The sequence below is a fragment of the Enterobacter sp. MALB-1 genome, from assembly GCF_041021625.1.
Classification (GTDB): Bacteria; Pseudomonadota; Gammaproteobacteria; order Enterobacterales; family Enterobacteriaceae; genus Enterobacter; species Enterobacter oligotrophicus.
The window spans coordinates 3721468-3746998 of record NZ_JBDPJL010000001.1; the positions used below are offsets into that span (position 1 = coordinate 3721468).

General features: G+C 55.8%; 24 protein-coding genes. 10 read left to right on the forward strand and 14 right to left on the reverse strand.

Going from position 1 to position 25531, the window contains the following annotated elements; genetic code table 11:
* The first annotated feature begins 32 nt into the window (after nucleotides 1-32).
* From surA to apaH, 5 genes are read left to right on the forward strand one after another with little or no spacing between them, the layout of a single operon-like run.
* Nucleotides 33-1319, forward strand: a complete 1287-nt coding sequence (surA, locus tag ABGB15_RS17810) for a peptidylprolyl isomerase SurA (RefSeq protein WP_152083420.1) — start codon at nucleotides 33-35, stop codon at nucleotides 1317-1319.
* Nucleotides 1319-2305 (forward strand): 4-hydroxythreonine-4-phosphate dehydrogenase PdxA, encoded by a 987-nt coding sequence (gene pdxA / locus ABGB15_RS17815; RefSeq protein ID WP_215723332.1) that lies wholly within the window; start codon nucleotides 1319-1321, stop codon nucleotides 2303-2305. Before surA ends, pdxA begins: the two co-directional genes overlap by 1 nt.
* Complete coding sequence (gene rsmA, locus ABGB15_RS17820; RefSeq protein WP_152083418.1) at nucleotides 2302-3123, forward strand: 16S rRNA (adenine(1518)-N(6)/adenine(1519)-N(6))-dimethyltransferase RsmA; 822 nt, start codon at nucleotides 2302-2304, stop codon at nucleotides 3121-3123. Before pdxA ends, rsmA begins: the two co-directional genes overlap by 4 nt.
* A 3-nt stretch (nucleotides 3124-3126) precedes the next feature.
* On the forward strand, nucleotides 3127-3504 hold the full coding sequence (apaG, locus tag ABGB15_RS17825) for a Co2+/Mg2+ efflux protein ApaG (RefSeq protein ID WP_152083417.1): 378 nt from the start codon (nucleotides 3127-3129) through the stop codon (nucleotides 3502-3504).
* Between the two features lie 4 nt (nucleotides 3505-3508).
* Nucleotides 3509-4357, forward strand: a complete 849-nt coding sequence (gene apaH / locus ABGB15_RS17830) for a bis(5'-nucleosyl)-tetraphosphatase (symmetrical) ApaH (RefSeq protein WP_152083416.1) — start codon at nucleotides 3509-3511, stop codon at nucleotides 4355-4357.
* Between the two features lie 39 nt (nucleotides 4358-4396).
* Here the strand turns inward: apaH and folA are convergent, their stop codons facing one another.
* From folA to ABGB15_RS17870, 8 genes are all read right to left on the reverse strand, one after another.
* Complete coding sequence (gene folA / locus ABGB15_RS17835) at nucleotides 4397-4876, reverse strand: type 3 dihydrofolate reductase (protein WP_032608478.1); 480 nt, start codon at nucleotides 4874-4876, stop codon at nucleotides 4397-4399.
* Between the two features lie 114 nt (nucleotides 4877-4990).
* Nucleotides 4991-6856 (reverse strand): glutathione-regulated potassium-efflux system protein KefC, encoded by a 1866-nt coding sequence (gene kefC, locus ABGB15_RS17840; protein WP_215723333.1) that lies wholly within the window; start codon nucleotides 6854-6856, stop codon nucleotides 4991-4993.
* Nucleotides 6849-7379 carry a glutathione-regulated potassium-efflux system oxidoreductase KefF gene (kefF, locus tag ABGB15_RS17845; protein ID WP_152083414.1) on the reverse strand — a complete coding sequence of 177 codons (531 nt, stop codon included), beginning with the start codon at nucleotides 7377-7379 and terminating at the stop codon, nucleotides 6849-6851. Before kefF ends, kefC begins: the two co-directional genes overlap by 8 nt.
* 105 nt (nucleotides 7380-7484) lie before the next feature.
* Nucleotides 7485-7718 carry a YgdI/YgdR family lipoprotein gene (locus tag ABGB15_RS17850; protein WP_215723334.1) on the reverse strand — a complete coding sequence of 78 codons (234 nt, stop codon included), beginning with the start codon at nucleotides 7716-7718 and terminating at the stop codon, nucleotides 7485-7487.
* Nucleotides 7719-7857: 139 nt separating this feature from the next.
* Entirely contained in the window at nucleotides 7858-11082 is a 3225-nt protein-coding gene (carB, locus tag ABGB15_RS17855) for a carbamoyl-phosphate synthase large subunit (RefSeq protein WP_152083412.1), read from the reverse strand.
* An 18-nt stretch (nucleotides 11083-11100) separates the two neighbouring features.
* Nucleotides 11101-12249 carry a glutamine-hydrolyzing carbamoyl-phosphate synthase small subunit gene (carA, locus tag ABGB15_RS17860; protein ID WP_215723335.1) on the reverse strand — a complete coding sequence of 383 codons (1149 nt, stop codon included), beginning with the start codon at nucleotides 12247-12249 and terminating at the stop codon, nucleotides 11101-11103.
* A 455-nt stretch (nucleotides 12250-12704) separates the two neighbouring features.
* Complete coding sequence (gene dapB / locus ABGB15_RS17865; protein WP_215723336.1) at nucleotides 12705-13526, reverse strand: 4-hydroxy-tetrahydrodipicolinate reductase; 822 nt, start codon at nucleotides 13524-13526, stop codon at nucleotides 12705-12707.
* 128 nt (nucleotides 13527-13654) lie between these two features.
* Nucleotides 13655-14662 carry a LacI family DNA-binding transcriptional regulator gene (locus tag ABGB15_RS17870; RefSeq protein ID WP_215723337.1) on the reverse strand — a complete coding sequence of 336 codons (1008 nt, stop codon included), beginning with the start codon at nucleotides 14660-14662 and terminating at the stop codon, nucleotides 13655-13657.
* A 188-nt stretch (nucleotides 14663-14850) separates the two neighbouring features.
* Here ABGB15_RS17870 and ABGB15_RS17875 point away from each other — a divergent pair, with 188 nt between their 5' ends.
* From ABGB15_RS17875 to ABGB15_RS17895, 5 genes are read left to right on the forward strand one after another with little or no spacing between them, the layout of a single operon-like run.
* Entirely contained in the window at nucleotides 14851-16599 is a 1749-nt protein-coding gene (locus tag ABGB15_RS17875) for a class I mannose-6-phosphate isomerase (RefSeq protein ID WP_215723338.1), read from the forward strand.
* A gap of 2 nt (nucleotides 16600-16601) precedes the next feature.
* Complete coding sequence (locus ABGB15_RS17880; RefSeq protein ID WP_215723339.1) at nucleotides 16602-17030, forward strand: PTS sugar transporter subunit IIA; 429 nt, start codon at nucleotides 16602-16604, stop codon at nucleotides 17028-17030.
* Nucleotides 17031-17040: 10 nt separating this feature from the next.
* Nucleotides 17041-17535: a PTS sugar transporter subunit IIB gene (locus ABGB15_RS17885; protein ID WP_152083406.1), complete on the forward strand. Its 495-nt coding sequence runs from the start codon at nucleotides 17041-17043 to the stop codon at nucleotides 17533-17535.
* Nucleotides 17536-17545: 10 nt separating this feature from the next.
* The gene (locus ABGB15_RS17890; protein WP_276853051.1) at nucleotides 17546-18343 is read left to right on the forward strand and encodes a PTS sugar transporter subunit IIC; all 798 of its coding nucleotides are present in this window, start codon (nucleotides 17546-17548) and stop codon (nucleotides 18341-18343) included.
* Entirely contained in the window at nucleotides 18343-19161 is an 819-nt protein-coding gene (locus ABGB15_RS17895) for a PTS system mannose/fructose/sorbose family transporter subunit IID (protein WP_215723340.1), read from the forward strand. Before ABGB15_RS17890 ends, ABGB15_RS17895 begins: the two co-directional genes overlap by 1 nt.
* Nucleotides 19162-19193: 32 nt before the next feature.
* Here the strand turns inward: ABGB15_RS17895 and ABGB15_RS17900 are convergent, their stop codons facing one another.
* The 6 genes from ABGB15_RS17900 to ileS all read right to left on the reverse strand — a co-directional run bounded on the left by ABGB15_RS17900 (nucleotide 19194) and on the right by ileS (nucleotide 25496).
* Complete coding sequence (locus ABGB15_RS17900) at nucleotides 19194-19964, reverse strand: glucose-6-phosphate isomerase family protein (protein ID WP_215723341.1); 771 nt, start codon at nucleotides 19962-19964, stop codon at nucleotides 19194-19196.
* Nucleotides 19957-20520 carry a glucose-6-phosphate isomerase family protein gene (locus ABGB15_RS17905; RefSeq protein ID WP_215723342.1) on the reverse strand — a complete coding sequence of 188 codons (564 nt, stop codon included), beginning with the start codon at nucleotides 20518-20520 and terminating at the stop codon, nucleotides 19957-19959. The genes ABGB15_RS17900 and ABGB15_RS17905 overlap by 8 nt, the downstream gene beginning before the upstream one ends.
* A 140-nt stretch (nucleotides 20521-20660) precedes the next feature.
* Nucleotides 20661-21611: a 4-hydroxy-3-methylbut-2-enyl diphosphate reductase gene (gene ispH, locus ABGB15_RS17910; RefSeq protein ID WP_152083401.1), complete on the reverse strand. Its 951-nt coding sequence runs from the start codon at nucleotides 21609-21611 to the stop codon at nucleotides 20661-20663.
* A 1-nt stretch (nucleotide 21612) separates the two neighbouring features.
* The gene (fkpB, locus tag ABGB15_RS17915) at nucleotides 21613-22062 is read right to left on the reverse strand and encodes an FKBP-type peptidyl-prolyl cis-trans isomerase (protein ID WP_006173955.1); all 450 of its coding nucleotides are present in this window, start codon (nucleotides 22060-22062) and stop codon (nucleotides 21613-21615) included.
* 117 nt (nucleotides 22063-22179) lie between these two features.
* Nucleotides 22180-22680, reverse strand: coding sequence for a signal peptidase II (gene lspA / locus ABGB15_RS17920; protein WP_152083400.1), 501 nt, complete (start codon nucleotides 22678-22680; stop codon nucleotides 22180-22182).
* Nucleotides 22680-25496: an isoleucine--tRNA ligase gene (gene ileS / locus ABGB15_RS17925; protein WP_215723344.1), complete on the reverse strand. Its 2817-nt coding sequence runs from the start codon at nucleotides 25494-25496 to the stop codon at nucleotides 22680-22682. Before ileS ends, lspA begins: the two co-directional genes overlap by 1 nt.
* Nucleotides 25497-25531: the final 35 nt, after the last annotated feature.

Consider the following 25531-nt stretch of genomic DNA (forward strand, 5'->3'; position numbering starts at 1 on the left):
TCCGCTTTGCGGTTAATTGAAATGGAAAAAGTATGAAGAACTGGAAAACGCTGCTGCTCGGTGTCGCTATGGTTGCGAATACCAGCTTCGCGGCACCCCAGGTTGTCGATAAAGTCGCAGCTGTGGTTAACAACGGCGTCGTGCTTGAAAGTGACGTTGACGGTTTGATGAAATCTGTGAAGCTCAACTCGGGCGAAGCAGGTCAGCAGCTTCCTGATGATGCAACCCTGCGCCACCAGATCCTGGAACGTCTGATCATGGATCAGATTGTCCTGCAGATGGGTCAGAAAATGGGTGTGAAGATCTCTGACGAGCAGCTCGATCAGGCGATCGCTAACATCGCAAAGCAAAACAACATGTCCATGGACCAGATGCGCAGCCGCCTGGCCTATGATGGCATCAACTACGCGACTTACCGTAATCAGATCCGCAAAGAGATGCTGATCTCTGAAGTGCGTAACAATGAAGTGCGTCGCCGCGTCACGATCCTGCCTCAGGAAGTGGATGCGCTGGCAAAACAGGTGGGTAATCAGAACGATGCCAGCACTGAGCTGAACCTGAGCCATATCCTGATCCCACTGCCGGAAAACCCAAGTTCCGACCAGGTTGCTGACGCGGAAAACCAGGCGCGCTCGATTGTCGATCAAGCGCGTAACGGGGGTGACTTCGGTAAACTGGCGATCACCTACTCTGCTGACCAGCAGGCGCTGAAAGGCGGCCAGATGGGCTGGGGTCGTATTCAGGAGTTACCGTCCATCTTCGCTCAGGCGCTGAGTACGGCGAAGAAAGGCGATATTGTCGGCCCAATTCGTTCAGGTGTGGGCTTCCACATTCTGAAAGTGAACGATCTGCGCGGCCAGAGCCAGAGCATCTCCGTTACGGAAGTTCATGCTCGTCATATCCTGCTGAAACCGTCACCGATCATGACTGACGACCAGGCGCGTGCGAAGCTGGAACAGATCGCTGCAGATATTAAGAGCGGGAAAACCTCGTTTGCTAACGCCGCAAAAGAGTTCTCTCAGGACCCAGGCTCTGCTAACCAGGGCGGCGATCTGGGTTGGGCAGCGGCTGATATCTACGATCCGGCTTTCCGCGACGCACTGATGAAGATGAACAAAGGCCAGTTGAGCGCACCTGTGCACTCCTCCTTCGGCTGGCATCTGATTGAACTGCTGGATACCCGCAACGTGGATAAAACCGACGCGGCGCAGAAAGACAGAGCGTACCGCATGCTGTTTAACCGTAAATTCTCTGAAGAAGCGGCAACCTGGATGCAGGAACAGCGTGCCAGCGCTTACGTGAAAGTGCTGAGCAACTAATGAAAAAGCATCGTGTTGTTATCACTCCCGGCGAACCCGCCGGGATTGGTCCCGACCTTGTCGTCCAGCTCGCCCAACAGAACTGGCCGGTAGAACTGGTCGTCTGCGCAGATGCAACACTGTTACAGGACCGGGCAAATATGCTCGGTCTGCCTTTAACGCTGCTCCCCTACGTTGCAGGCCAGCTGCCTGTGCCGCAGCAGGCGGGGACGCTCACTCTTCTGTCCGTCCCGCTTCGCACGCCTGTCGTACCGGGCCAGCTCAGCACGGAAAACGGTCACTACGTTGTCGAGACGCTGGCTCGTGCCTGTGATGGGTGTCTGAACGGTGAGTTTGCGGCGTTGATCACCGGCCCCGTGCATAAGGGTGTTATCAACGATGCTGGTATTCCCTTTACCGGGCATACCGAGTTCTTCGAAGAACGCTCGCACAGCCCGAAAGTGGTGATGATGCTGGCGACAGAAGCGATGCGCGTTGCGCTGGTAACCACGCATCTACCCATTAAGGCAATTCCGGATGCCATCACCCCTGAACTCCTGCGTGAAATCATCGGGATTTTGTATCATGACCTGCAGACCAAATTTGGCATTAAACAGCCGCACGTGCTGGTCTGTGGCCTGAACCCGCATGCCGGTGAAGGCGGGCATATGGGAACAGAAGAGATCGACACCATCATTCCGGTGCTCAATGAAATGCGGGCGAAGGGGATGAACCTCAGCGGGCCACTGCCTGCAGATACCCTTTTCCAGCCCAAATACCTGGATAATGCCGATGCCGTGCTCGCGATGTACCACGATCAGGGCCTGCCCGTGCTAAAATACCAGGGCTTTGGCCGCGGCGTGAATATCACCCTCGGTTTACCCTTTATTCGAACGTCCGTTGACCACGGTACTGCGCTGGATCTGGCAGGCCAGGGGAAAGCGGATGTCGGCAGTTTTATTACGGCGCTTAATCTCGCCATCAAAATGATTGTTAATACTCAATGACTAATCGAGTCCATCAGGGCCACTTAGCCCGTAAACGCTTCGGGCAAAACTTTCTCAACGATCAGTTCGTGATCGACAGTATCGTGTCTGCGATTAATCCGCAGAAAGGCCAGGCGATGGTCGAAATCGGGCCGGGTCTTGCCGCACTGACCGAGCCAGTAGGCGAACGCCTTGACGAACTGACCGTTATCGAGCTAGATCGCGATCTGGCCGCGCGCCTGCAAACGCATCCGTTCCTCGGTCCAAAGCTGACGATTTATCAGCAGGATGCCATGACCATGAACTTTGGCGAACTGTCAGAGAAAATGGGCCAGCCGCTGCGCGTATTCGGCAACCTGCCGTACAATATCTCCACCCCGCTGATGTTCCACCTGTTTAGCTATACTGATGCCATTGCCGACATGCACTTCATGTTGCAAAAAGAGGTTGTTAACCGCCTGGTTGCAGGACCGAACAGTAAAGCGTATGGTCGTTTAAGCGTGATGGCACAATATTTCTGCAACGTGATCCCGGTACTCGAAGTACCGCCATCTGCGTTCACGCCGCCGCCAAAAGTGGATTCTGCGGTTGTGCGTCTTGTGCCGCATAAAACAAAACCGTACCCGGTCAAAGAGCTGCGCGTATTGAGCCGCATTACGACAGAAGCCTTTAACCAGCGCCGTAAAACGATCCGTAACAGCCTGAGCAATTCGTTTACCGTTGAGGTGTTAGCGGAGCTGGGTATTGATCCGGCAATGCGTGCAGAAAACATTTCCGTAGAGCAATACTGCAAGCTGGCTAATTACATCAGCGAAAATGCACCGCCGAAGGAGAGTTAAGCCATGATTGATTCGCCCCGCGTCTGTGTTCACGTACAAAGCGTCTATGTTGAATCCCAGTCCTCACCGGACGAAGAGCGTTTTGTTTTTGCCTACACCGTGACCATTCGCAATCTGGGGCGGATGCCTGTGCAACTGCTCGGGCGCTACTGGCTTATCACTAACGGCAATGGCCGTGAAATTGAAGTCCAGGGGGAAGGTGTGGTCGGTGAACAACCCCATATCGCGCCTGGCGAAGAGTACCAGTACACCAGCGGCGCGGTAATTGAGACGCCGCTGGGCACCATGCAAGGCCATTATGAAATGGTCGACGTCGATGGTAATGCCTTCCGCATTGCTATTCCTGTGTTCCGTCTCGCCGTTCCTACACTCATTCATTAATCTAATGTCTACATATCTGATTGGCGACGTTCACGGTTGCTACGATGAACTGATCGCATTATTAAAACAGGTCGACTTTACCCCCGGTAAGGACACTCTCTGGCTGACGGGTGATTTAGTGGCGCGTGGTCCAGGCTCCCTGGACGTGCTGCGCTACGTCAAATCACTGGGCGACAGCGTGCGCATGGTGTTGGGCAATCACGATCTGCATCTGCTGGCCGTGTATGCCGGGATCAGCCGTAATAAGCCGAAAGATCGCCTTACGCCGTTGCTGGAAGCGCCGGACGCCGATGAGCTGCTTAACTGGCTGCGTCGCCAGCCGCTGCTGCAAATTGACGAAGAGAAAAAGCTGGTGATGGCCCACGCCGGGATTACCCCGCAATGGGATCTCGACACGGCAAAAACCTGCGCACGCGACGCTGAAGCGGTGCTGGCGAGCGACTCCTACCCGTTCTTCCTCGATGCCATGTACGGCGATATGCCGAACAACTGGAGCGAAGATCTCAGCGGTCTGGCGCGTCTGCGTTTTATCACGAACGCTTTTACCCGCATGCGTTACTGTTTCCCGAACGGGCAACTGGATATGTACTGCAAAGACACGCCGGAGAACGCGCCAGCGCCACTCAAACCCTGGTTTGCTATTCCAGGGCCGGTGACCAACGCGTACAGCGTGGTGTTCGGTCACTGGGCTTCGCTTGAAGGAAAAGGCACGCCGGAAGGCATTTATGGTCTTGATACCGGATGCTGCTGGGGCGGAGATTTGACCTGCTTACGCTGGGAAGATAAAACGTACTTCGTGCAGCCGTCCAACCGACAGCTGGATTTAGGGGAAAGTGAGGCCGTAGCCTCCTGATGATTTATTCCCTCTCCCCCGTGGGAGAGGGAAAATCGCTTAACGGCGTTCCAGAATTTCGAAGCAATAGCTGTGTGAGTTCTGCTCATCCGCGTCGTGGAACTCGCTGAACACCGATTCCCACTCGTCCGGATCGTAGTCCGGGAAATGGGTATCCCCTTCCACTTCCGCATCAATGTGGGTCAGATACAGCTTCTGCGCTTTTGGCAGGAACTGCTCGTACACACGACCGCCGCCGATCACCATGATCTCTTCGGCGTCACCGCAGGCCGCAATCGCTTCATCAACGGATTTTACCCACTGAACGCGATCGTCAGTGCCCGGCTGGCTACTGATAACGATATTCTTACGGCCAGGTAATGGACGACCAATCGACTCCCAGGTCAGACGGCCCATCACTACCGGCTTGTTTAACGTAGTACGTTTAAACCATGCGAGATCGGCAGGCAGGTTCCACGGCATGGCGTTTTCCATACCGATAACGCGGTCTACCGCCAGCGCTGCAATCAGACTGATCATTGAAAATTTCCCGGATGCAAAAAATTGCCGCCACTATACGGAAAGCATAATCTTTCGTCGACTGGCGGCAGAGTAAAGAAACAGAAATTTTTTAATATTGCTGGCAACACCACTTCACGCAGAGGGTTTATTCTCCGGTTCATCCTCCGGATTGCCAGTGTGTTTACCCTCTTCCGTTCCCTGCCAGCCGTGACGCTGAACCAGCGACAGATGGTTGCGGTCTTCGTTGATGATTTCCGTCAGCATCGCACTGGTGCGTTTAAAGACCGCGGCACGTTCGGACGCGGTACTTGCCGCCATCGCGACCATCTCTTCCACCATTTCGGTGTTGAAACGGCGGAACAAATCGGCACGTTCACGCGCTTCATACGCCCCCAGCCCCAGGCTTTCCAGCGCCATTCGGCCCGATTTCAGTGCGCCTTCGAAGGTTTCACGCTCTGGTGCCGTAACGCCCGCCTGACGCAGCTGGATATAGTGATCCACATCGCGCGCACGCGAAATAATCGTCAGGTTCGGGAAATGCGCCTTCACCAGTTCGACCATCTGCATGCTGGTTTGTGGATCATCAATGGCGTTGATCAGCACCTCAGCCTTCGCCGCACCTGCTGACTCCAGCAGATCGACGCGAGTCGCATCGCCGTAGAACACTTTCATGTCGAATTTACGCAGGGTATCCACGTGGTCGGGATCGTGGTCGAGGATGACCATTTTGACGCCACTTGAGAGCAGCAAACGTCCGGTGATCTGCCCGAAGCGACCAAACCCGGCGATGATCACGCGCGGCTGTTCTTCGTCGATCTCATCGGCTTCGCGCTCCTGTTCACTGCCTGTTTTCTCCAGGCGCGTCAGCAGCACCAGCAGGACAGGCGTTGCCGCCATCGACAGCGCCACAGCCAGCGTTAATGCTTTCGCCCACTCAGGATCGAGTACATCGGCCATCTGCGCCGCACCAAAGACCACAAATGCGAACTCACTTCCCTGCCCCAGCAGCACGGCGAACCAGCGACGCTGTTTATTCGGCACTTTCAATGGCCGCGCAATCAGCCACAGCATCGCCATTTTAATGGCCAGGAAGCCCACCAGCAGGATGATGATCCGCAGCGGATGCGTCACCAGCGTGCCGAAGTCGATAGACATCCCGACGCCGATGAAAAACAGCCCCAGCAGCAGCCCTTTAAACGGCTCGATATCGCTTTCCAGCGCATGACGATATTCAGAGCTTGCCAGCAGCACACCCGCCAGGAACGCCCCCATCGCCATCGACAGCCCGGCCTCTTCCAGCAGCAGACCAAAACCGAACACCAGGAACAAAGCAACGGCACTAAACACTTCGCGCAGGCCAGAACGCGCAACGAACCGCAGCAGTGGACGGGTCACGTAGCGGCCCAGCAGGATAACCAGTGCCAGCGCACCGGCAACTTTTAACGCCGACAGCGCAAAAGCGCCCAGCGTCGTTGACGCGCCGCTTGCTGCCAGCAGCGGGATCATCGCCACCAGCGGAATGGCAGCGATATCCTGGAACAGCAGAACCGAGAACGCACTGCGCCCCATCTGCGAAACCGTCAGGTTACGTTCGTTCATCGCCTGCATGGCGATTGCCGTGGAGGAGAGCGCCAGCGTCATCCCAATCAGTTCTGCAACTTTCCACTCCATACCGAGCAGGATACAGAAACCGCCCAGCAGCAGGCCACAGGCCAGCATCTGGAGCGCACCACCGCCAAACACCGAGGCGCGCAGTTTCCAGAGGCGCTGTGGATCAAGCTCCAGACCAATCACAAACAGCATCAACACCACGCCAATTTCGGCGAAATGCAGAATCGACTCGGCATCCGTCACCAGGCGGAATCCCCACGGCCCGATAACACAACCCGCAATCAGATAGCCCAGCACGGAGCCCAGACCCAGGCGTACCGCCACGGGCACGATCAGTGCCGCCGCACCGAGGTAAATCAGCGCCTGTATCAGCGTATGGCTATCCATTGTGCGTCTCCTGCCACTCAAGTAAGCGTTGTTTGTAATGACGCGCCTGCGCCTGCAAGGTTTCATCATCGCAAACAAACGTACAGTGCATCGCAAAAGGCGGCAGCCAGTTCAGGCCGCAGTAGAGCGCCGTCGCCTGTAGCGGCTGCGCCAGCACGTCAAATCCGGGGAAGGAGCCAATATCGAAATGACTTTCACCGCCCCCGGTGGTCACGGCCCACATCAGGCTTTTGCCCTTCAGCGCGTTACCGTGGTGGCCGTATGCCCAGCCGTGAGAAAAGACTTTGTCGATCCACAGCTTCAGTAACGGCGGCGTGCTGTACCACTGCATCGGATGCTGCCAGATAATCAGATCGGCACGGGAGAGCGCCTCCTGTTCGGCGGCGATATCGATATTAAAATCGGGATAGAGTTGATAGAGGGAACGTATCTCTACGTTTTCAAGCGTCCTTACCTGTTCGAGCATCCGCTTATTCGCATGCGAGTGCTGCGGGTACGGATGCGCATAAATTATCAGAATCATTGATTAGCCTGTTGTTTTACTGCGCTCTTTTACCAAAAGAGTGTAGTCAGTAATTCAGCAGGCTAATAGTGAATATTATTGACGGGCTACGGTCAGAAATCTGAACTAGTTGTCCAGCTCACCCATCGATTTCACCTGATCGCGGTTAATCTGTTCAGTTTGGCCAGTTTCCGCATTTTTGTACGATACCAGGCCAGTATCGTCATCTACCTGCGGTTTACCGTCGGTGACAATGGTGCGGCCATCGGTGGTTTTCACAGCCTGATTAGAAGAACAGCCCGCAACGGCAAACAGTGCAGTGGCAGCCAGAATTGAGGTGATAAAAAGTTTATTTCGCATGGTGTTTCCCCTGCTTTTCAGTTGAATTTCGTTATCGACCTAACAATTTTAGGCTAACTGACTGAAAGCGGATGGAAAACCAGAAGGTTCTTAAGATGGGAAGAATACCCGGTGACGGTGCGCCACCGGGTATTTGAACTTACTTGTTAATCTGCGCGTGCATTTCCTGCACCGAAATCACCTTCTCGGTGGCATCCGCGTTCAGCGCCATGGCCGTGGCGAAACCGCCGTTCAGGGTGGTGTCATAGTGCACTTTGTACTGCAGCGCGCTGCGGCGAATCAGCTTAGAGTCTTCAATCGCCTGGCGGCCCGCCGTGGTGTTGATGATGTAGGTGTATTCGCCATTCTTGATACGGTCCTGAATGTGCGGACGCCCTTCATGCACCTTGTTCACCAGACGCGGGTTGATACCAGCTTCACCCAGCACAATCGCCGTGCCGTGGGTCGCATCCAGCTCAAAGCCCTGTTTCAGCAGCTTGGCAGCCAGGTCAACCACACGCTCTTTGTCGCCTTCACGGACAGAGAGCAGCGCACGGCCCGATTTTCTCATGGTGGAGCTACTGCCCAGTTGCGCCTTCGCGAACGCTTCTGCAAAGGTACGGCCCACGCCCATCACTTCCCCGGTAGAGCGCATCTCTGGCCCTAACAGCGGGTCAACGCCTGGGAATTTGTTGAACGGCAGCACCACCTCTTTCACCGAGTAGTACGGCGGGATGATTTCTTTCGTGACGCCCTGCTGCGCCAGCGTCTGGCCCGCCATCACGCGTGCCGCCACTTTCGCCAGCGGAATACCGGTCGCTTTGGAGACAAACGGGACGGTACGTGCCGCACGCGGGTTCACTTCAATCAGGTAGACTTCATTATCTTTCACCGCGAACTGGACGTTCATCAGACCGCGAACCTGCAGCTCAAAGGCCAGCTTCTGCACCTGCTGGCGCATTACATCCTGGATTTCCTGGCTCAGGGTGTACGCTGGCAGAGAACAGGCAGAGTCACCGGAGTGTACGCCCGCCTGCTCAATATGCTCCATGATGCCACCAATCAGCACCATTTCGCCGTCGCAGATGGCGTCGACATCCACTTCTACCGCATCGTCGAGGAAGCGGTCCAGCAGCACTGGCGCATCGTTCGACACACTCACCGCGGTCTGGAAGTAGCGGCGCAGGTCGGCTTCGTCATAAACGATTTCCATCGCGCGGCCGCCGAGTACGTAGGAAGGGCGCACCACCAGCGGGTAGCCAATCTCTTTCGCCTTCTCAACGGCCATTTCAATCGCGGTGACGGTGGCGTTCGCTGGCTGTTTCAACTTCAGACGGTCAACCGCCTGCTGGAAACGCTCGCGGTCTTCCGCACGGTCAATCGCATCCGGGCTGGTGCCGATAACCGGCACACCTGCTGCTTCCAGCGCGCGCGCCAGCTTCAGCGGCGTCTGGCCGCCGTACTGCACGATAACGCCTTTCGGCTTCTCGATGCGCACGATTTCCAGCACGTCTTCCAGCGTCACCGGCTCGAAGTAGAGGCGGTCAGAGGTGTCGTAGTCGGTTGAAACGGTTTCCGGGTTACAGTTGACCATGATGGTCTCGTAACCGTCTTCGCGCAGCGCCAGGGAGGCGTGTACGCAGCAGTAGTCGAACTCAATGCCCTGGCCGATACGGTTTGGACCGCCGCCCAGCACCATAATTTTGTCACGGTCGACGGACGGGTTCGCTTCACACTCGTCTTCATAGGTGGAGTACATGTATGCGGTATCGGTCGCGAACTCTGCCGCACAGGTGTCCACGCGTTTGTAGACCGGGTGCAGGTCATACTGGTCGCGCAGCTTGCGGATTTCCGCTTCGCGCACGCCCGCCAGTTTTGCCAGACGCGCGTCGGCGAAGCCTTTACGCTTCAGCACGCGCAGGAAGTCAGCGTCCAGGCCGGTGATGCCCAGTTCTGCCACTTTCTCTTCCAGACGCACCAGCTCTTCAATCTGCACCAGGAACCAGCGGTCGATGTTGGTCAGGTTGAACACCCCATCGACGGACAAGCCAGCGCGGAACGCATCGGCAATGTACCAGATACGCTCTGCGCCCGCGTCTTTCAGCTCGCGGCGGATTTTGGTCAGCGCTTCCGGGTCGTCCAGGCTCACTTTCGGGTCAAAGCCGGTCGCGCCCACTTCCAGGCCGCGCAGCGCTTTCTGCAGGGATTCCTGCTGCGTGCGGCCAATCGCCATCACTTCACCGACAGATTTCATCTGAGTGGTCAGACGGTCGTTCGCGCCGGCGAATTTCTCGAAGTTAAAGCGAGGAATTTTGGTTACAACGTAGTCGATGGACGGCTCGAAGGAGGCAGGCGTGCGGCCGCCGGTGATGTCGTTCATCAGCTCGTCGAGGGTGTAACCCACCGCCAGTTTCGCCGCCACTTTGGCAATCGGGAAGCCGGTGGCTTTAGAGGCCAGCGCGGATGAGCGGGACACGCGCGGGTTCATTTCGATAACAATCAGACGACCGGTTTTCGGGTTCACCGAGAACTGAACGTTCGAACCGCCGGTTTCAACGCCAATTTCACGCAGTACCGCCATCGAGGCGTTACGCATGATTTGGTACTCTTTGTCGGTCAGCGTCTGGGCTGGCGCAACGGTGATGGAGTCGCCGGTGTGGATACCCATCGCATCGAAGTTTTCGATGGAGCAGACGATGATGCAGTTGTCGTTTTTATCACGCACCACTTCCATCTCGTACTCTTTCCAGCCAATCAGCGATTCATCAATCAGCAGCTCTTTGGTTGGGGAGAGATCCAGACCGCGCTCGCAAATCTCTTCAAACTCTTCGCGGTTATAGGCGATACCGCCCCCCGTGCCACCCATGGTGAAGGATGGGCGAATGATGCACGGATAACCCACGTCAGCCGCAACGGCCAGCGCCTCTTCCATATTATGTGCAATGCCGGAACGCGCAGTGTCGAGGCCGATTTTCTTCATCGCCACGTCGAAGCGACGGCGATCTTCTGCTTTATCAATCGCGTCTGCCGTTGCACCAATCATGGTCACGCCGAACTCAGCCAGCACGCCCTGACGCTCCAGCTCCAGCGCGCAGTTCAGCGCCGTCTGGCCGCCCATGGTCGGCAGCACCGCGTCCGGACGCTCTTTTTCAATGATTTTGCGTACCACTTCCCAGTGAATCGGCTCGATGTAGGTGGCATCGGCCATTTCCGGGTCGGTCATGATGGTTGCCGGGTTAGAGTTCACCAGGATAACGCGGTAACCCTCTTCACGCAGGGCTTTACACGCCTGCGCACCGGAGTAGTCAAATTCACAGGCCTGGCCGATCACAATCGGGCCAGCGCCAAGGATCAGGATGCTTTTTATGTCTGTACGTTTTGGCATTGTCTTTTCGGCTCCTGATTATTTAGCGGTCTTACGGTATTGCTCGATAAGTTCGATGAAGTGATCGAACAGCGGCGCGGCATCGTGCGGGCCTGGGCTGGCTTCAGGGTGGCCCTGGAAGCTGAACGCGGGCTTATCGGTACGATGGATACCCTGCAGGGTGCCATCGAACAGTGACTTGTGCGTGACGCGCAGGTTAGCCGGCATGGAGGCCTCATCCACGGCGAACCCGTGGTTCTGCGCGGTAATCATCACCGTATTGTTATCGATGTCTTTCACCGGGTGGTTGCCACCGTGGTGACCAAACTTCATCTTAATGGTGTTCGCACCGCTCGCCAGCGCCAGCAGCTGATGGCCGAGGCAGATACCGAATACCGGGATATCGGTTTCCAGGAAGGATTTGATGGCGTCGATAGCGTAGTCGCACGGTGCCGGGTCGCCAGGGCCGTTGGAGAGGAAGATGCCATCCGGATTCATCTTCAGTACCTCTTCAGCAGAGGTTTTCGCCGGAACCACCGTCAGGCGGCAACCGCGATCCACCAGCATGCGCAGGATATTGCGCTTGGCACCGAAATCGTAAGCGACAACATGGAACGGCAGCTCGCTCTCCGGTTTCGCTTCCGGGAGGTCGCCTTCCAGCGTCCAGCTCCCCTGGGTCCAGCTGTAGGCTTCTGTTGTGGTCACTTCTTTCGCCAGATCCATGCCGTTCAGGCCGGGGAAGGCTTTCGCTTTTTCAAGCGCCAGCGCTGCATCCAGGCTATCACCCGCGATGATGCAGCCGTTCTGGGCACCCTTCTCGCGCAGCAGACGCGTCAGCTTACGGGTATCGATATCGGCAATCGCCACGATGTTATGGCGCTTCAGGTAAGAAGAGAGGTCTTCGGTATTGCGGAAATTACTGGCAATCAGCGGCAGGTCACGAATGACCAGACCTTGCGCATGTACCTGAGAGGATTCTTCGTCAGCCGCATTGGTGCCGACATTGCCGATATGGGGATAAGTAAGAGTAACGATTTGGCGGGAATAGGAAGGATCAGTGAGGATTTCTTGATAACCGGTCATTGAAGTATTGAAAACGACTTCCCCAACCGCCGAACCTGTTGCCCCTATGGCCCGACCGATAAACTGGGTTCCGTCTTCCAGAACCAATAGCGCTGACTTAATCAAAACACCCTCCAGAGAATATTCACTCACTTTATTTGCATATTAATTCATAACTATGCCATGAATCAATGCAAATGTGTTGCCAGCGGATTTTTGGCAAACGGCGGCATTCTGGGGATTAGAAGGGTAAAAGTCAACTCAAAAACAGTGATTTTGCTTATTCTTTTGCGAGCCTGGAATCAGTAATGCGAATTAAGCGGTAAAAAGATCAGGTAAATCACCGCAGGAAACGCTTGCGCAGTGAGTTTAATGGAAAAGAAAGACAGAGCGCAGTAAAAAGTGGACCAGATGGTCAAAATTTACATTACCGCAACACAAAAAAGAGAGAAAACCATTCTTTATGAGCAATACAAACAAAAAATAACTTAAAACAGGAAAAATAAAAGGGCAATAAAATATTACCCTATGCAATCAATAGATTACGACTGCAATAACCACATCACGATGGGTAATAAATCTTACAGATTGTTGAGATCGAGCACATCACGCATATCAAAAAGGCCACTTTCTTTATTTTTTAACCACAGTGCGGAACGTACGGCACCATTGGCGAACGTCATACGGCTTGACGCTTTATGCGTGATTTCCACACGTTCACCGATATCGGCGAACATCGCGGTATGTTCGCCGACGATGTCACCTGCACGGACGGTGGCAAAGCCAATCGTCCCCGGAACGCGTTCACCGGTGTGCCCTTCGCGGGTATAGACCGCGCAGTCTTTCAATTCTTTATCCAGTGCATGAGCAATCACTTCGCCCATCGCCAGCGCCGTGCCTGATGGTGCATCAACTTTGTAACGATGGTGTGCTTCGATGATCTCAATATCGGTATAGTCACCCATTACCTTCGCCGCTTTCTCCAGCAGCTTCAGCATGACGTTGACGCCCACGCTGAAGTTCGCGGCAAAGACGATTGCAATGTCTTTTGAGGCGTCTTTAATTGCCTGATTGCCCGCGTCATCGAAACCGGTGGTGCCAATCACCATGCCTTTACCGTGCTGACGACAAAAAGCCAGATGATTCAGCGTCCCTTCCGGGCGCGTAAAATCGATCAATACGTCAAAGTCATCTTTTACCGCGTCCAGGCTGCTCTGCACCACAACGCCAGTTTTACCGATACCCGCCAGTTCACCCGCATCGCTTCCTGTTAAAGATGACCCTTCGCGCTCCAGCGCAGCGCCCAGTTGAACACCGTCGAGCTGTGCTGCAGCCTGAATTAACTGACGCCCCATACGACCGCCCGCGCCGGCAATGGCAACGCGGATTTGTGCATCATGCATATCTATTCTCTTAAGTTAACTTTATGTAAATCGTTTTCAGAGTAACCAGCCCTGTCACCGGCTGCCACTAAAAACACCCATAATTAGAATTTACTGTGAAACCGAAGCCGTTATCAGTAAAAGACATACTAAACGAAACCGCATGATTCTCTGACTACCAGTGCCGGAGGCAGAATGATGCGTTTCGGCGGCTCGACATTCCCCTGAATTCGGCTGAAGAGAAGCTCTCCGGCTTTACGACCTATCTCTTTCGCCGCCACCGAAACGGTCGTAAGCCCTGGCTGGACCAGCGCCGCCTCGGTGATATCGTCGAAACCGACCAGGGCAAAATCGCGTCCGGGTTCACGTCTCAGTTTGCGTAGCGCCTGCATTACCCCCAGCGCGACAATATCCTGATAGCAGACCGCGGCGGTGATCTCCGGATACTGGCGGAATAAATTTTCGGCCACGCGTGCGCCGTCGCTTTGGCTCGCCTGGCTGGTGATAACCCAGCGAGGATCTGCCGACAGGCCATTTTCAAGCAGCTTACTGGTAAAACCGCCGATACGCTGTGCGCGTGTACCCGAATGCTGACTCCCGCCAATAAAGGCGATATGGCGGTGTCCAAGTTTAAGCAGATGCGCAGTCGCCATCTGGGTGCCAAGAAAGTTGTCGGTCCCGACGAAATCAAAATCCGGATCGTTGACCGGACGTACAACCATAATGGCAGGAATGTTGCGTCGCTTCAGACTGTCAAAAAAAGAGCGCGGCGTTTCACGGGCGGCACAGAGCACCATGCCGCAGGCGTTATTTCGCATCAACGAATCGACGAATTTTTGCTGCCGCTCGCCGGATTCTTCGCTGTTTGCCAGAAACAGCAGCATGTCGTGGCGCTCCATCTCATGGCTTAGCCCGGCGGTCATTTCCCCGTAAAAAGGGTTTGTTATATCGTGCAAAAGCAGCCCAACCTGGTTACTGCTGCGGTTACGCAGGTTTGCCGCCGTCTGATTGTAAACATAGCCGGAATCATCAATTGCTTTCAGCACCCTTTCCCTGGTGGCCTGAGAGATCCGCCCACGGTTTCGCAGCACCATCGACACCGTGGCGGTCGATACGCCTGCTCGTTCTGCGACCTGCGCCAGCGTAATAGTCGTCATTGTTCCTCCTTTTTCCTTTCACAGATTAATCGAATAACCTGAATTTTGCCTCATTCCCTGTGAAGCGGTTCACACTCCCCGCCAGAAAATCCGCTTTCCTGCGCAGAGTGCCGGGTTAATCGCGTTAACCACTCTTCCATAACAAGGTTAATCGATTAATCTTATTATAACGATAACGGAGTGAACAGATGAAAAGTACCCCCTATAACAAATACCCGGAAGTCACCGTTCGGGGCTTCGATACCCACGCCTGGCGCGGGTGGAACGACATTATTGCTGCGCTTAACACCAGGATTCACCTTACCCAAAAAACGGTACTGGTTATTGATTGTTATCCCGGCGTTCGTCTTGATGAGCTGGAGCAAAACCTGTTCGTGCAGTTGGGCGACGCAGTGCGGATAAACGCTGAAACCGCCCGCCATGACGTGCAGGCACTCAACGCCCTGCTGGACCGTAACCTGACGGATGACCGCGTCTTTGGCGTACTCTCCTGCCACCAGCTTGCGGAATTTTTTGACAGCCACGCATTAGCCGCGCTGCAACAGCAGGTAGCGGATGTCACCTCCGGGCTGGTCATTGTCTACGGGCCAGGTGCCGCACTGGTACACCCTGGTGATGTGCTGGTGTATGCGGATTTACCGCGCTGGGAAATCCAGCAGCGTATGCGCGCAGGCGAGCTTGGCAACTGGGGCGTGGAAAATCAGCATGAAGACATACTCCGCCGCTACAAGCGCGCTTTTTTCATCGAATGGCGTGTTTTTGACCGACATAAAACGCCCCTGCTTAAACGCTGCGATTATTTGCTGGATACCACCGTTGCCAACGCACCGGCGGCAGTCAGCGGCGAGGCGCTGCGTGCAGGGCTGCAGCAGACAACGCAACAACCGTTCCGCGTGGTGCCATTCTTCGATCCCGGCGTCTGGGGCGGACAGTGGATGAAACAACGATTCGATCTCGATCCAGCGAAGCCTAACTACGCATGGTGTTTTGACTGCGTGCCCGAGGAAAACAGCCTGCTGATGCGGTTTGGCGACGTTCGGATCGAGATCCCCTCTCAGGACCTGGTGCTTCTGCAGCCTCGCGCGCTACTGGGCGAAAAGGTTCACGCGCGCTTCGGGGCAGAATTCCCGATCCGCTTTGATTTCCTCGACACCGTTGGGGGGCAGAACCTGAGTTTTCAGGTGCATCCATTAACGGAGTACATCCAGCAGCAGTTTGGCATGCATTACACCCAGGATGAGAGCTATTACATTCTCGACGCCGAACCGGGTGCCGTCGTCTATCTCGGCACTAAAACCGGCACCGAACCTGAAGCCATGCTGAACGATCTGCGCCAGGCGGCACGCGGCGAGAAACCGTTCGACGACGCGCGCTTTGTGAATCAGATTGCGGCCAAAAAACACGACCATTTCCTGATCCCGGCGGGCACCGTGCACTGCTCCGGGTCCGGCACCATGGTGCTTGAGATCAGCGCCACGCCTTATATTTTTACCTTCAAGCTCTGGGACTGGGGTCGACTGGGGATGGATGGGTTACCGCGTCCGGTGCATCTTGACCACGGCGAACAGGTTATCGACTGGCAGCGCGATACACAGTGGGTGAACGAACATCTGGTAAACCGTATTGAACCGGTTGCCGAAGGTGAAAGCTGGCGCGAAGAACGTACCGGCCTGCACGAACGGGAATTTATTGAAACGCGCCGCCACTGGTTTAGCGGCCCGGTCACGCATCACACAGAAGGTGGCGTTAACGTGCTCAATCTGGTTGAAGGCGACGAAGCGCGCGTTGACAGCCCAAGCGGTGCATTTGAGCCTTTCGTCGTGCATTACGCCGAGACATTCATCATCCCGGCCGCCGTGGGGGAGTACCGCATTACGCCATGGGGAAAAGGTGAAGGACAGCAACTCGCAACGGTAAAAGCCTGGGTCAGGGGGTAACGATGATTAACGTAATTGTGGCGTCACACGGGCCGATGGCAAAAGCAATGCTGGAGACCGCCAACATGATCGTCGGCGAAATGCCTTACTGTTTTGCCGTTACGCTGACCGGCGAGGCGGGTATTGAAGGTTTTAAACAGGATTTTGCCCAGGTACTGGAACAGGCGTCCAGGGGAGCCGACGGAGTACTTGTCCTGTGCGATATGCAGAGCGGTACGCCGTGGAATGTGGCCTGCACCTATGCCTTTTCTGCCAGCATCCAGCCGCCAGTTGCCGTGCTGGGCGGCGTCAATCTGCCAATGCTACTGCAAACCGACGAGATCCACGCGCTAACGGAGGTCAGGCATGCTGCCAGCCTGCTGCTGACGCTTACCCACCCCACGCTGGTACTGGCTTCTCCCGCTTCTGCCGAACAATCCGACGAATTTTGAGGAACCCGCTATGAGCATTTCTTTTGTACGCATCGACGACCGCGTGATCCACGGGCAGCTCGTCACACGCTGGGCCAAAGAGCTGCCCTGCGACGGTATCGTGGCCATTGATGATGCTGTCGCGGCCGATCCCCTGCTCTCTTCCGTCATGAAAGGGGCCGTCTCCGACACCAAAGTGTGGCTTTTTGATACCGCAACGGCGATAGAAAAACTGCCGAAGGTCATTGCCAGCGACAAGCGTTATTTCGTCATCGGCAAATCGCCTCTTACCCTGCAGCGCATCGAGCAGGCCGGGATCAGCCTGAAAAACAGCAACGGCAAAATTAACGTCGGCCCGATGAGCGCGCGTGCAGATACCACCACAATTGGCCCCAATCAGTCGGTTAATGCCCAGGAGATCGAGGCTTTTGACTGGCTGAACGCACAGGGCCACTTAATCGAGTTTCGTCTGGTTCCTGATGCCAGTAGTTACAGCTGGCAGGATGCCCGACAAAAACTGAAATAAGGAGCGGATGATGATTATCGAAGCGGCATTAATTGGCGTGCTCTGTTATCTGGGGGCACTCAGCAGCCCCTGGCTCCTGGGCCTGACTGGCGGCTGGTATCTAATTACCCGGCCTCTGGTATCGGGCATGCTGGTTGGCATAATCCTCGGAGATGTGAAAACCGGGATCATGATTGGCGTGGCGGTTCAGGCAGTCTATATCGCCATGGTCACGCCTGGCGGCTCAATGCCCGCCGACCTGAATTTTGTGGCTTATCCGGCGATCGCGCTGGGTATTCTGTCCGGAAAAGGGCCAGAAGTAGCGGTCGCGCTGGCGGCAACCATCGGTATTGCCGGAACGATTCTGTTCAACACGATGATGGTGCTCAACTCCTTCTGGAACCACCGCGCCGATAACGCGCTGGAGCGTGGTGACGAGCGCGGTATCTACCTGAACAGCGCCATCTGGCCGCAGGCAACCAACTTTGTTTTGCGCTTTGTACCGACCTTTATCGCGGTCTACTTTGGCGCGCAGTACATCAGCGGCGTGATGGACAGCCTGCCGAAAGTGGTGCTTTCTACCATGAACGTTCTGGGTGGGATCTTGCCCGCCGTCGGTATTGCTATCCTGCTGAAACAGATCATCAAAAACTACACCATGCTGATCTACTTTCTGGTGGGCTTCGTCTGCATTGTGTTCCTGAAACTCAACATGGTTGCACTGGTCATCGTTGGCGCGCTGCTGGCGCTGATCCACTATAACTACAAGCCGGAGCCACCACAGGCTATTGCCTCTGCGCCGGTAGCAGATGACGAGGATGAATTCTGATGGAAGAGCGTAAACTGACCCGTAAAGATCTGCGTCGCTGCTGGCGGGCGTGGATGATGCACAACCTCTCTTCAATGAGTTTTGAACGACTTGAATCGTTCGGCTTCTGCCTGAGCATGCTGCCCGTGGCAAAAAAGCTCTACCCTGATATCGCACAGCGCAAAGAGATGCTGCGCCGCCACGCCTCTTTCTATAATACCGAACCGCAAATCGGCGCTATCGTTAACGGTATGGCGCTGGGGCTGGAAGAGAAAAAGGCCAACGGCGACCCGATTGACGGCGAAACGATCAACACCCTGAAAGTCGGCCTGATGGGGCCGATCGCCGGGATCGGAGATTCAATGATCCCTGGCATGCTGATCCCTATTCTGCTCAGCATCGGGATGGCGCTGGCGGCTGGTGGCAACATTCTGGGGCCGCTGTTCTACACGGTCGCCTGGCTGGCTATCATCATACCTGGCTCCTGGTTCCTGTTCCTGAAGGGCTATCAGATGGGCTCCGGCTCTGTTGAAATGCTGGTGAGCAGCAAATCGGCCCGCCTGCGCGAGGCACTTTCTCTGCTTGGTGTATTCGTGATGGGCGGCGTCGCGGCAAGCTATGTGAAGCTGGGGACCGGGCTTGAGTTCGTGACCAAAGACGGGGTCAACATCCACGTACAGCAAATGCTCGACGGGATCTTCCCGCAGCTATTGCCGCTGGTGGTGGTACTGAGCACCTGGTATTTAATGGCGAAACGTGGCGTATCGCCCGTTAAGGCAATGCTCCTGCTGCTGATACTGGCTGCCGCAGGGGTGGCAACGGGTCTTTTCGCCGGTTAGCCCACTCGCAAGGGGGCCTATGGCCCCCTTTGTTATGGATGAAAATTCTGCCACAGCCCGGCCACCTTATCAGGCCGGGAAATAAACTGAAAACGTGCCGGATCGGCAATAAACTGCTGATAAACCGGCTCCTCCGTGATGCCAAACTCCTCATACACACGAGGCGTAATCGCCTGTAAGCGCCCCGGTGCATAGCGTGGGTTATGTTGCCAGATAACCTGCCGATCCTGCATTAACGGATACCAGGCCAACCCTTTATGCGCCCGCACGGCTTCATATTCAAAACCGTATTCCCGATCGCACCAGGCACCAAACGTCAGCGGCACATCCGGGTTGGCAGAAATAGTGGCATGGCCCCAGCCCGGCGGCACCAGCACTTTATCACCCTCATGGGCAATGACCGCAAAACAGCGTCCTGGGTCATCTTCAACCCGTTCCTGCATATAAATAATGGCGCTGCCCTGCCAGATTTCGTACAGCTCCGGCGGCGACCAGCCGCTATGCTGGCTGATGCGGTGCACGTGTCCCTGGCTGCGCACAGGCTCATCGCCAAGCTGTCCGGCGGCATAAGTGACCACGCCAAACAACAGCATGCGTTTCTTAAGCTCGTCGCGATCCTGAATTCTCGCGACGTCCATAGCGATGGCATATACCTCCTCTGGTCCATCGCAGTGCGGATCGCGCAATGAGCCACGGATCTGATCCAGACGGCGGATCTCCGGCATCGGGCCCGTCACATCGTCGCCATAAGAAAAACCGAGAGGCTGATGGTGGACCTGCATATCCAGTCCGTAGTTAGCCATTTTGCACCTCACGGACCTGGATCTTGCCCTCAACATCGGTCACACGTAGCGAAAAACCTTGTGCCAGCGCGGCGTAATCATGCCCGGCAATCGTCGGCCAGACCGCCAGCGCAGAGAGGATTGCCGTGCCTGTGTTAATCAGCCGGTGAGCGGTATAGCCGGGGATAATGTGTACCGAACCGGGACTAACGGATTCCAGACAGGCTTTACCGCTTTCCGGTTGCAGCAGCAAAAAACCCGTCCCGCGCAGACCAAAATAGACTTCACCCTGCTCCCGGCGTGAATGAAAGTGGCCGCGCGTCATAAAGAACTCGCTGCCAACGCGGCCCGGATGAAGGTGAGTGACACCTGTAAAAAGGTTACCTTCACTCGTCTGGCTGTCGAGCATCTCTACGTCATAAACGGCTTGTCGGGGATCGGATTCTTGCCAGGCGCTGACGTCGGCAAATACACCGGCCAGATCGGCAATGCGGGTCGTTCTACTGAGGATCTTACTTTGCGCGAACGCGCCAGTCAGCCAGTCCACCTGCGGCGGCTGGATAATAACAGGTTTCATATGTGTCTCCGGCCCGAGGAGAACAACATAATAAGCATAGCAGATTAATCGATTAACCTTCGATTGCACTGACTAGAGTGTGGCGGGGATCAAAAAAGCCAGGCATTGAGCCTGGCTTTGTTTGTTAACCTGAAGATGCGTTACTCAACTTCACGGGCGTCGATACGCAACTCTTTCGGAACTTCAAAGACGATATTCTCTTCGCGTCCTTCAAGCGGTACCGCTTCGCCACCGCCCAGCTCCTGCAGACGGGAAATAACGTTCTGCACCAGAATATCCGGTGCGGAAGCCCCCGCTGTCACGCCGACGCAGGTCGCGTTTTTCACCCACGCTTCCTGAATATCCGTCGCATCGTCAATCAGAAACGCCGCTTTCCCCATTCGCTGCGCCAGTTCGGCCAGACGGTTGGAGTTAGAGGAGTTTTTAGAGCCGACCACCAGCACCACATCCGCCTGTTCCGCCAGCGCACGCACCGCTTCCTGACGGTTAGTGGTGGCGTAGCAGATGTCATCTTTACGCGGCCCGACAATTTTCGGGAAACGCTGACGCAGGGCGTCAATCACATCAGAGGTGTCGTCTACGGAGAGCGTCGTCTGGGTCATAAACGACAGACGGGCCTCGTTTTTCACATCCAGCGTAAAGACATCTTCCGGTGATTCAACGAGATACATGCCCCCTTCCGGGTTGCTGTACTGGCCCATGGTACCTTCGACTTCCGGGTGACCCGCATGGCCAATCAGAATCGACTCTTCACCACGGCGGCTGGCGCGCGCCACTTCCATATGCACTTTTGTGACCAATGGACAGGTGGCGTCAAACACCGTTAGATCGCGGCTTTTCGCTTCGTTACGCACCGCCTGAGAAACGCCATGTGCGGAGAAGATCAGGATCGCGCCGTCCGGCACTTCGCTGATCTGCTCGATGAAGATCGCGCCGCGCTCACGCAGGCTGTCGACCACGTAACGGTTATGCACCACTTCGTGACGCACATAAATTGGCGCGCCATAAATCTCCAGCGCGTTTTCAACAATGCTGATAGCGCGGTCTACACCGGCGCAAAAACCGCGCGGGTTAGCCAACAGGATCTGCATTTCAGGCCTCCAGTGCCGGATCGATCTCCAGCACTTCTACATCAAAATGAACGGTACGCCCGGCTAACGGATGGTTGAAGTCAACGGTAATGGAGTCACCGTTGATTTCGCGGATCACGCCAGGCATTTCGCTGCCGTCCATAGCGGTAAAGAGCATTATCGCCCCGATTTCCGGCTCGCCCGCGTCCATAAACTCACGGCGCGAGAAATACTGGATCAGGTCCGGGCTTGGCACGCCAAATGCCGCATCCGGCTCCAGTGAAAACACTTTTTTTTCACCCTCTTTCAGGCCCAGAAGCTGCTGCTCAAGACCTTCAGACAACGAAGTGTCGCCAAGACGAAACAGGGCCGGTTTGCCGTTATTGCGGGTGGATTCAGCCGTGGAGCCATCATCCAGTTTCAGCGTGAAGTGAACGAGAACCGCGCTGTTGCTCTGTACGGATTTAGACATGCAAATTGCTCGCTTGTTTTGAGTCGCCTGTTGCCCGGTGGCGCTGCGCTTACCGGGCCTACGGGAGGCCACAAATTCTGTAGGCCGGGATCGCTACGCGTCACCCGGCTGGTTTTGTTACGCCTGCTCTTTCGCGGCCGGTTTAGGCAAGAAGCCTTCCAGCACGATTAACGCCGCGCCGATGCAAATTGCGCTATCGGCGAGGTTAAAGGTGGCGAAGTGCCAGTCGCCGACGTAGAAGTCGATCATATCGACCACAAAGCCGTGCCACAGACGGTCAAACAGGTTGCCCAGTGCGCCGCCAATGATCAGCGCGTAGGCGATATTATTCAGCTTTTGCGTGGCCTTCGAGCGGTACATCAGCACCGCCAGCACGACGCAGATACCGATAGCGATACCCGCGAAGAACCAGCGCTGCCAGCCACCGCTGTCGGCAAGGAAACTAAACGCCGCGCCGTAGTTGCGTGCATAGTGCAGGTTAAGCGACGGGAACAGCGGAACCGTATCCCCCAGAGCAAAGTTCTGGAGGATCAGGAACTTGCTGCCCAAATCAATAATCAGCACCACTACCACCAGCCACAGCCAGCGCAGTCCTGTTGAACAGAAAGTTTTACTCATCAGGCAAACTTACGTTTTTCGCCATCACCGGCGACGTTGCTGACACAGCGTCCGCAGATTTCTGCGTGTTCCGCCACCTGGCCGACATCGGTGGTGTAATGCCAGCAACGCGGGCATTTCTCACCTTCGGCTTTGCTCAGTGCGACTTTCAGCCCTTTAAGCAGTTCGCTCTGCTGCGCATCCGCAGTCGCGTCGGCATAATCCGCAACTTTCGCACCGGAGGTCAACAGGACAAATCGTAATTCATCGCCCAGCGCCGTCAGTTTCGCCGCCAGCTCTGGTTCCGCGTACAGGGTTACTGCCGCTTCCAGAGAGCCGCCGACTTTCTTGTCCGCACGCGCCTGTTCGATCACCTTGTTCACTTCGCCACGCACTTTCAGCAGCTCGTCCCAGAAGGCATCGTTCATCGCTTCCGTACTGGAGAGATCGAACAGACCTTCGTACCACTCGCCGGTGAAGACATACTTCTCACGGTCGCCTGGCAGGTAGCCCCAGATTTCATCTGCGGTGAAGGACATGATCGGTGCCATCCAGCGCACCAGCGCTTCTGCGATATGGTACAGCGCAGTCTGGCAGCTACGACGCGCCCGGCTTTCCGCTTTCGCGGTGTACTGGCGGTCTTTGATGATGTCGAGGTAGAACGAGCCCATCTCGATGGAGCAGAAGCGCATCAGGCGCTGCACCACTTCGTGGAAATCGTAAGACTCATAGGCTTTCAGGATATCTTCCTGCGCCGCTTTCGCGCAGCCTACCGCCCAGCGATCCAGCACCACCATCTCTTCCGGTTTCACCATGTCTTTCACCGGATCAAACCCGTTCAGGTTTGCCAGCAGGAAGCGCGCGGTGTTACGGATACGACGATAGCTGTCGGCAGCACGTTTCAGGATCTCATCAGACACCGCCATTTCGCCGGTATAGTCGGTGGATGCCACCCACAGACGCAGAATGTCCGCGCCCAGTTTGTTCATCACGTCCTGCGGAGAAACGGTGTTACCGATGGATTTGGACATCTTACGGCCCTGACCATCCACGGTGAAGCCGTGGGTCAGTACCTGGCGATAAGGTGCTTTACCCTTCATGGCGGTGGAGATCATCAGGGATGACATGAACCAGCCGCGGTGTTGGTCAGAGCCTTCCAGATACATGTCGGCAGCGTGACCGGCGAATTCAGGGCGCACGTCAACAACAGAAGCGTGGGTAGACCCGGAGTCGAACCACACGTCCAGCGTATCTGGCACTTTCTCGTAATTGTCCGCGTCAGCGCCCAGGATGTCGCGGGAATCGAGATCCCACCACGCCTGAATACCGTCAACTTCAACGCGTTTCGCCACTTCTTCCATCAGTTCCAGAGTGTTCGGGTGCAATTCCTGCGTCTCTTTATGCACGAACAGCGACATCGGCACGCCCCAGGTACGCTGACGGGAGATACACCAGTCAGGACGATTCGCGACCATGGATTCGATACGCGCCTGGCCCCAGTCCGGTATCCACTGCACGCCTTTGATCTCTTTCAGGGACTGCTCGCGCAGGCCTTTTTGATCCATGCTGACGAACCACTGCGGGGTCGCGCGGAAGATGATTGGGGTCTTATGACGCCAGCAGCACGGATAGCTGTGCTGCATTTTTTCTACGTGCAGCAGCGCGCCGCTGGTACGCAGCATGTCAACGATGATGTCGTTGGCTTTAAAGACGTTGATACCGTCCAGCGCCGGATAAGTGCCAGGCAGGTACGCGCCATCCGGACCAACCGGGTTGGCGATTTCCAGACCGTATTTCAGGCTGATGTTGTAGTCGTCAGGACCGTGACCACCGGCGGTGTGTACCGCACCGGTACCCGCGTCCAGCGTTACGTGGTCGCCCAGGATCGCCGGAACGTCGAAGTCCAGGAACGGGTGTTTGAAACGCATCAGCTCCAGCGCGTCACCTTTCACGGTGCCCAGTACGGTGTAATCGGTGATGTTCGCGCGTTTCAGCACGCTTTCAACCAGATCTTTCGCCAGAATCAGCGCCTGACCGTCAACCTGCACCAGCGCATACTCGAACTCGCCAGACAGCGAGATCGCACGGTTAGCAGGCAGCGTCCACGGGGTGGTGGTCCAGATAACGAGAGAGATCGGGCCATTGAAGGAGGAGACGCCGAATTTAGCTTTTACCGCATCCTGATCCACCGCGTGGAACGCCACGTCGATAGAAGGCGAGGTTTTGTCGTAATACTCCACTTCCGCTTCTGCCAGCGCAGAGCGGCAGTCCACGCACCAGTGCACCGGTTTCGCGCCTTTATGCAGGTGGCCGTTGCCGATGATTTTACCCAGCGCACGGATGATGTTGGCTTCGGTTTTGAAGTCCATGGTCAGGTACGGGTGCGACCAGTCGCCCAGCACGCCCAGACGGATGAAGTCTTTACGTTGACCGTCAACCTGGGTGGCCGCGTATTCGCGGCATTTCGCGCGGAACTCGGCAGCGGTGAACTTCTCACCCGGCTTACCAAACTCTTGCTCCACTTTCAGCTCGATCGGCAGACCGTGGCAGTCCCAGCCCGGAACGTAAGGCGAGTCAAATCCCGCGAGGCCTTTGGACTTCACGATAATGTCTTTCAGAATCTTGTTTACAGAGTGACCAATATGAATGCTGCCATTCGCATATGGAGGGCCATCATGCAGAATGAAGGTTTTTTTGCCTTTTTTGGCTGCACGAATGATGCCGTACAGGTCATCATCGGTCCAACGCGCCAGCATTCCCGGTTCACGCTTGGCGAGATCGCCGCGCATCGGGAACCCTGTTTCCGGCAAATTCAGGGTTGATTTATAGTCACTCATCAGATTCTCGGTTCCGTATTTATCACGTAGGCAGT